The 7150-nt window shown below is 51.3% G+C and carries 8 protein-coding genes; 5 read left to right on the top strand and 3 right to left on the bottom strand.

Annotated elements, in window-relative coordinates; genetic code table 11:
• The first annotated feature begins 438 nt into the window (after positions 1-438).
• Positions 439-1251, top strand: coding sequence for a LysR family transcriptional regulator (locus FD23_RS07810; RefSeq protein ID WP_230844811.1), 813 nt, complete (start codon positions 439-441; stop codon positions 1249-1251).
• Here FD23_RS07810 and FD23_RS10735 read toward each other — a convergent pair.
• A complete protein-coding gene (locus tag FD23_RS10735) occupies positions 1237-1758 on the bottom strand; it encodes a hypothetical protein (protein ID WP_230844812.1) in 522 nt (173 codons plus the stop codon). The two genes, FD23_RS07810 and FD23_RS10735, sit on opposite strands and share 15 nt — an antisense overlap.
• Here FD23_RS10735 and FD23_RS10005 point away from each other — a divergent pair.
• The 4 genes from FD23_RS10005 (at position 1757) to FD23_RS10910 (ending at position 5104) form a co-directional block, all read left to right on the top strand.
• Complete coding sequence (locus FD23_RS10005; RefSeq protein ID WP_196332314.1) at positions 1757-1942, top strand: hypothetical protein; 186 nt, start codon at positions 1757-1759, stop codon at positions 1940-1942. The two genes, FD23_RS10735 and FD23_RS10005, sit on opposite strands and share 2 nt — an antisense overlap.
• 65 nt (positions 1943-2007) lie before the next feature.
• The gene (locus tag FD23_RS07795) at positions 2008-4434 is read left to right on the top strand and encodes a hypothetical protein (RefSeq protein WP_025896293.1); all 2427 of its coding nucleotides are present in this window, start codon (positions 2008-2010) and stop codon (positions 4432-4434) included.
• A gap of 22 nt (positions 4435-4456) precedes the next feature.
• A complete protein-coding gene (locus FD23_RS07790; protein WP_025896294.1) occupies positions 4457-4873 on the top strand; it encodes a hypothetical protein in 417 nt (138 codons plus the stop codon).
• A gap of 96 nt (positions 4874-4969) precedes the next feature.
• Positions 4970-5104 carry a hypothetical protein gene (locus FD23_RS10910; RefSeq protein WP_257786479.1) on the top strand — a complete coding sequence of 45 codons (135 nt, stop codon included), beginning with the start codon at positions 4970-4972 and terminating at the stop codon, positions 5102-5104.
• A gap of 44 nt (positions 5105-5148) precedes the next feature.
• On the opposite strand, the gene FD23_RS07785 is transcribed toward FD23_RS10910, so the two are convergent.
• Positions 5149-6054 (bottom strand): LysR family transcriptional regulator, encoded by a 906-nt coding sequence (locus FD23_RS07785; RefSeq protein WP_025896296.1) that lies wholly within the window; start codon positions 6052-6054, stop codon positions 5149-5151.
• Positions 6055-6072: 18 nt separating this feature from the next.
• Entirely contained in the window at positions 6073-6978 is a 906-nt protein-coding gene (locus tag FD23_RS07780) for a LysR family transcriptional regulator (RefSeq protein ID WP_025896297.1), read from the bottom strand.
• Between the last annotated feature and the right edge of the window lie 172 nt (positions 6979-7150).

The following is a 7150-nucleotide window of genomic DNA, read 5'->3' as shown; positions in this document are numbered from 1 at the left end:
TTTTTTGTGCTCTGATCCAGTGAAAACGATTTTTCTTACTGGATCGGAACAGTGTTCAGTTTAATTTTACAATCGGCGAAATTCAAATAATTACTGCTGATTTTTCGGATAAATGCGACTTTTCCAATCAAGAAAGAGGAATAAAATCGTCAAGAAAGAGGAATAAAATCGGTATATGAAATCTGAATCATATATTTCCGAACTTATGTTGGCGGTTTTTAGAAGGAAATTTTGGCAAAAAAGTTTGAAAATTACTAAAAAACGTTTTAAAAAATGCTAAATTCTTGCTAAAAACTAAATTTTGGCAAAAATAAGAGGTAAGACTTAACGATGAGGAAAAAGACATGAACTTTCAACACTTGGAATACTTCAACGAGCTGGCTGAGACCCAGTATATGGCCCAGGCAGCGGAAAAAACTGGGGATTTCCCAGCCAACCTTGAGCTACGCGGTCAAGAAACTGGAAGAGGAACTGGGCGTTCCCCTTCTTGAAAGAGAAGGCCGCAACATCCGCCTGACGGTTTATGGCAAGGTCTTCAAAGAGTACAGTGAAGCCGGAGTCCAGCAGATCCAGGAAGGGCGGCGGCAGTTGTCTGAGATGGCCCTGGGCGAAAGCGGCAAGCTGTCAATCGGGGTGGCTAAAATCGTGGCCCATAAATTCATTACCGATGTGATTAAGGACTACCGGCAGGTCAATCCGGAATACCGGGTCGACTTCAATTTAAAGCGGGCCGTGACCGGCAAGCTCCTGGACATGCTGCAAAGCGGGGAACTGGACCTGGCTATTGTCACTACCCGGCCGGGTGAAAAGATTGCCGGCTTTGACTTAGTACCAATGATGCACAGAAAGCTGGAGCTGCTCTTGCCGGCGGGTCATGAACTGGCCAAGCAGAAGTCGGTCAGCTTGAAGCAGATCGAGCAGTATCTTTACCTGGCTTTTGGGGAAGAACATGCCTTGGCCGGGATCATCGCTGACGTTTTTGCTAAAAATGACATCCATCCCCAGATCAGTAGCGTGACTGACGATGTGCAGACCCTGGTTGACCTGGTGGCGATCGGTGAAGGGGTGGCTCTCTTGCCCAAGTCCAAGTACCACGAATCTGCTGGTGCCATTGCCGTGCCGGTAACGGAAGATACTTTTTACACCATCAGCCTGGCTAGCCGGAATCTGGCCCAAGTGTCGAAGGTTGCCCAGAAGATGGCTTCCTTTATCGTGGACTTCTGCCAGACCCGGGGTTTAACGTGGTCCTAATTCACTAGCGGCCTGGTCGTACTTTTCTTTAGCCCGGCTGACCTGCTTTTGGTACTGGGCCAAAGTCAGGCCATTGATGCGGACGACGGCGTTGTAGTAGGCCAGTTCAGTCTTTTGGACCGCTTTATAGCTGGCATATTTGATTTTGGCATTTTTATACTGATACTGCTTGAGAAGGGCCAGAAGGTCGGCCTGCTTGAACGTTTTTTTCTTACTCTTTTCCAGCTGGCTCTTTTTGTCCTTAAAAGCCAGGCTGACAGCTTTAGACGGAGAGAGGGGAGCTTCCTTGCTCTTACTCTTTTTCTTTTGCTGATTCGCATTTAAGGCATCCTGCCAGGCTGTAGTTACGCTTGTAGCTGCTTCATCGATGCTCTTGGCGATGTCCGTGCTGTTTTGCCGGAACTTTTCCCCAGTCTGGTCGTAATTCTTTTGCTTAAGGGCGATAGCAGCCTGCCTTTTCTCTTGCAGCGGGACCTGCTTGTGCCGGCCGCCGAAGCCAATCAACATGATGAATAAGGCACCGACCAAGAAGAAGTCGCAGGCGGGACTGGCTGGTGATGAGGCCGAAGAGCCAGATCAAGGCAAAGAGAATGAAGATCCCGCAGCCAATCCAGGCCGGCTTTCTTTTGGCAAAAATCCGCAGAATCTTGCCAGTAAAGCGGGTAAACGCTGCCGAAAACTGGCCGGATAGTGCTATAATCTTGTTAAAGGTCTGCAATATGGCAGGCAAAAAGTCATGAATGGGAAATGAGACAGATGGCAAGGATTATTGATACTCAGCGAAAGTTACTGATCCAGCACGGCTTGCTGGAAGACATCAAGAAAGCAGGGGAGGAATACGGGAGTCTGACGGCCGCCCTGGCCGCTCCTGACTGGACCCTGCTGGACCGGGAGCTCAGCCCTTTATTTAAGCAGGTAAAGTTTTGCCTGCTTTTTGGGGAGGAAGAAGTTCCCGAACTTGCCGCGGCAAGTGAACTGTCCCGGCTTTTTCCGCTCTTAGCTAGCGACTGCCCGGACTTAAAGGAAAAACTGGCTGCTGGCCGGCTGGCGGTTAGTTTTTCACCGCAGAAAGAAAGCAACTTCTTCCTGCTGACCGGGAAAGACCAGTACCGCTTCTACTGGGGGCAGGGGGCGACCTACTCCTTAAGCAGCGGGGAAAAGACCGGTGACGATTGGGCCATGGTCCAGCAGCTGGTCAAAGAGCTGACGGCCAAGGCCAGAGATATTTTAGACAAGGAGATCTACCAGGGCTATTTGGACCTGGCAGAAGACAAGCGATCCCAGTACCTGCTGGAAGTCAGCGGCTTGGCAGATAAAATGGCTGAAGCACCTTTAAAGGATTTCAAAGAAGCGACCCGGCTAGGGCAATTAGGCCAAAGTCAGGCCGGCGTGTCCTTTAAGAAGACGGCCAAGCTCCTCCGCTTTAAAAGCGGGATTGACAAGGAGAACTTGACGGGAAAAAAGATCCTGGCTGATGAGGAATTGAGTAAGCGGCTCAGCCAGATCGTCTTTGGCGAAGGCAATGAAAATGGCGAGGCCATTGTTTTGCCGGATGAAAAGGCCCACTACCCGCGCCCCCTTTACCTGCAAGACCCGGTAACCGGGACGATTCTGGAGAAGCCGGCAATCGGCTCCTACCAGGAAGAACCAGTCGCGGTCCAAAAGCCGACCCGGCAGGACGTGTCAGCAATTTTTGACATTATCCGCTTCTACCGGGACCGCAAGCAGGATAATGAATCCCAGGCTGCCTTCTCCTTCTTGATGTATGTCCTGGAAAGCGGCAGCATCTGGAAGATCCGCCAGGCCATCGATGAGCGAAACGGGATCGTGGAAGACGTCCCGATCGTGGCCGGACTGGTCGGGCAGGGGGAAACTGGCAAGTCGACCCTGCTTAAAATTGCCTCCAATTTGACCATCGGCAATACTAAGGAGATCGTCCAGGCCAGTTCAGAAGACAAGCTCTTCGGGATGACGGCGGCGGTCAGAAAGAAGCTGCTGGCCGGAAAGAGCTTGAGCAAGCAAGACCGGGTCAGCGCCTACAGCTCCAACCCCAAGGTCATCAACAAGAATATCTGGAACTTTATTGACCACTACATGGATGAAGACCAGGTCATCACCCCGATCTGCATCGATGACCCGGAAGTCTCCCTCTTTTCTTCCAGCGCCGCCCAGAGCTTTTTGAAGAAACGGAGCAACCGGCATGGCGAGAAACTGGGAGTGGAACCGGTGGCCATTTTCAGCATGAATAGCAAGGGCAAGGATCTCGAGCTTTTGACTGAAGTTGGCCGCAGGGGCTACGTGATCAGCCAGGGCAACCAGTTCCGCAAGAAGACGGACGCGGACATCCACTTTTTTGAATACCTGGATGGCAATACCGACAACCACGGCCACTGGTTGAACAACACCCTCTTTCTTTACCTGACCCGGCAGATCGACCGCTGGCTGGAAGAGATGGATGACGAGGACTACTTGAAGCTCAAGCACGACTTCCTTTACCCGGTTAAGCACGCCTTCTGGCAGTTGGTTGAAGAATACGGCCTGGTCAACACGGAAACCAAGTACTACTTCCACATGAAGAACTACAATATTGTTGAGGACCTGGGCCGGCGGAACTGGAGCATTCTTTTGCACGATGAGGCGACCTTGCGGGAAATCACCTTTACCCGGGACAATCCGGAATGCATGATTCCTGCCCGGGTCTTCCCCAACAAGGGCAACGACATCAACCGCTACTTTGCATACCTGCCGGCTTCAGCTGAGATCTGCAAGACTTTTAACAGCCAGGGGCTGACGGTCAAGATGGCCAATATGGACCTCTGGCAGGGCAACCACTTGCTGATTGAGCGCTATGAGAAGGAAACTGGGATCGCGGCTGAGCGCTTTGAAATTGAAAAGGCCAGAGCCGCCGCGGAAGTCCAGGGGCAGAGAATGGTCGAAAACATTGCTCCATACTTGAAGAAGAATGCCAAATTGATGGACCGGATGATTAAGGTCACCGAGCAGAATGCCCAGCTTTTGGCGGAAAAGGAAGCCCAGGCTGAAAAGCAGCAGCAGGCAGAAGCTGAGAAGAAGGAGCAGGCCGACCAGATCCAGAAGCTGCAGGATGAACTGGCCCAGGCCAAGGAGGCCGCCAAGAGCGAGGAAAAGAAGCCCCGCGGCTTCTTCGACCGCTTTTTCAAGTAATTTTTTTAGAAAGAAGAGTAAAATGACCGACACGCAAAGCATGATTGCCGTTCAAGAAAAAGACAATACCGTTTCCAGCCTGGTCCTGGACCATGACGGGGACTTGGAAACCGCCGGCCGGATCCTGGAGGAAAACTACCAGGATTATGAGCAAGTCCTGGCCCTGGTCAGTTTGGGTGACTTAAAGAGGCTGGGGAAGACGGCGGAAGAAAGCCGGGCCTACTACCGGGACGAGCATGAAGATCAATTGGTCTTGGAAAATTACGCGGACACGGAAGTTTTTGACCGGGCTACTGAAGATCAGGGGGATTACCTGGCCTGCTGCTTTTTGTACTGCAAGTATGAAGGTGACTTCCAGTGGCTGGTCAGAGATTTTTCCACGGGCGACAAGCGCTTTAAGCCGCTGAAGGAAGCTCTGGCTAGACGACAAGCGCTTTAAGCCGCTGAAGGAAGCTCTGGCTAGAAAAGAGGAACGGAAATGACGAATTTGGCCCAGCTGACCTGACCTTTTTTAAAAAAAGTGCCTGCCGGCAGCTTGGCAGCGAAAGGCTTAATCAAGGCGGCCTGGGTGAAATTGACCGGGGTCAGCCTGGGCAGGCTGGACAAGTGGCTGGGCTCAGAAAGCAGCGGCGACTGGCTGGCCTTGACCGCCAAGGAAAATTTGAAATAGCATGCAAAAAGGCTAGAAGCAGTAACTGCTTCTAGCCTTTTAATTTAAGCCAGTTCATGCATGGCTGGCAATTTGCCCTCTTCCAGCCAGTCATAAAAGTCCTGGCTGGCGGTAGACATGGTCCGCTCGAGGATGGCTGTGCCATAGCTGACCTCGTTTTTTTCGGACAGGGGAACGACTGTCAAGTCCTTCAGCTGGTCAGGCAAGAGGAAGTTGGGCAGGATGCCGATGCCCAGGCCCGCCTTGATGCTGAGCATGGCAGCGTTGATGGAGTTGGCCGAAGTTACCTTGAGGTGGGGGAGTTCCTGCCAGAGGATCTTTTGCAAAGAGTACTGGCCAGGGGTGCAGATATTGTCACTTAAGAAGATAACTCTTTGCTTGTCCAGGTCGCTGTGCTTGACCGATCCGCGGATGGCAAAATTATAGTCCTGATGGAAAACGGCACAGTACTTGCCTGTTAAAAGCGGCTTGAATTTGACATTGGCACTCGGAATCAAGGAGTCTTGGCTTAAGAAGACGATATCCAGGGCGCCTTCGTTTAAGAGGCCAACCAGGTCCCGGTTGTTATGGCTTTCGATGTAAAATTGGACCTTGGGATTTTCCGCTTGGTAGGCCTTGATGCTTTTAGACAAGGCAAAGATCTCGTAAGGGGAATTGCTGATGCCGATGGTGATCTTGTCTCTGGCTTGCTCGTTTAGGGCTTCCAGCTGCCTTAAAGTGTCCACGTAATTGTGGTGGACAGGGCGGATGTCTTCATAAAAGGCCTTGCCAACTGGGGTTAAGGAGACCTTCTTCCTGGTCCGGTAGAAAAGGTCGGCCCCGATATAGCGCTCCATCGAGGAAATGGTCTGGGAGACCGCCGACTGGGAGACCCCCATATTCATGGCTGTCCCGGAGAAGCTCAGGGTTTCAGCCAGGTTAATAAAAATCGCCAAGTGTTCTGTGTTCATTCTTTGCTCTCCAGCACCTTATTTTGTGACCGGGTGGGTGGCCGGCAGCCCCCGCTCTTTGACCCAGGTGATAAAGTCGGCGGCCGGTGACTTCCGGTCCTTCAGGGTGACGATACCGATTTCATCAGTAACTTCCTTTTCCAAAGGGAAAAGCTCCAGCTGGTCATCGCTGGGGTCAACGACAAAGTCAGCACAGATGCCGATGCCCAGGCCGGCGGAAATCATCTGGGTGTAGTCGGCCATGTTGTTAGCTACGGCATAGTCCAGGCTGGCCAGGTCCCGGCTTAAGGCATTCTGCAGGGAGTTCTGCTTGGGCAGGCACCAGCTGTTGTCCAGGAAGATCAAGCGCTCCTTAGACAAATCCTTCATGGTAACGGGCGAATTGCCCATGTAGCAGTAGTTCTTGCTGCAGACGGCATAAAAGCGTCCTTCCAGCAGCTTGTCGTAAGTTAGGGTGATGCCGGAGTCGATTGATTCTGGTCCGGTCAAGATCACGTCGCAAAAGCCCTGCTTTAAGCGGGCAACCATGGTCCGGTGGTCGTAATTTTCCAAGAAGATCTTGACTTCCGGTCTGACCTTCCGGTATTCATGGATCAACTGGTTGATGGCGTAGCGGTCATAACCGGACCCGGAGAAGCCGATGGTCAAGAGAGTATTAACTGACTGGGCCACTTCTCGGGCATGGGTGACGGCCTTGTTGAACTGGGTGATGACCGGCTGCATCCCCTGGTAAAAGAGCTGGCCGGCCGTGGTCAGATTGACTTCTTTGCGGCTGCGGTAGAAGAGCTTGGTATTTAAGTAGCGCTCTAATGAAGAAATTGACTGGGAAACAGCCGACTGGGTAATATTCATGTTTTGAGCAGTCCGCGAGAAGTTCAGGCTTTCTGCCAAATCAAGGAAAATTTTGATTTTATCGGTATTCATGGATAGTATTAGTCTTTCTGATTAATTTCGCTTGTCCTCGTTATGAGGAAAGAATACCCCATTATTTAGTCCAAGTCAAAGAACTAAAAAATTCGCCAATTGCAAGAATAAATTGAACACTTACCATAACATCTGGCAGATTTTGACTATCTACGCCGGTAAATGCGGTCAA

The organism is Lactobacillus delbrueckii subsp. delbrueckii DSM 20074 = JCM 1012, assembly GCF_001433875.1.
Lineage (GTDB): Bacteria > Bacillota > Bacilli > Lactobacillales > Lactobacillaceae > Lactobacillus > Lactobacillus delbrueckii.
This window is presented reverse-complemented; position numbering and strand designations above follow the sequence as displayed.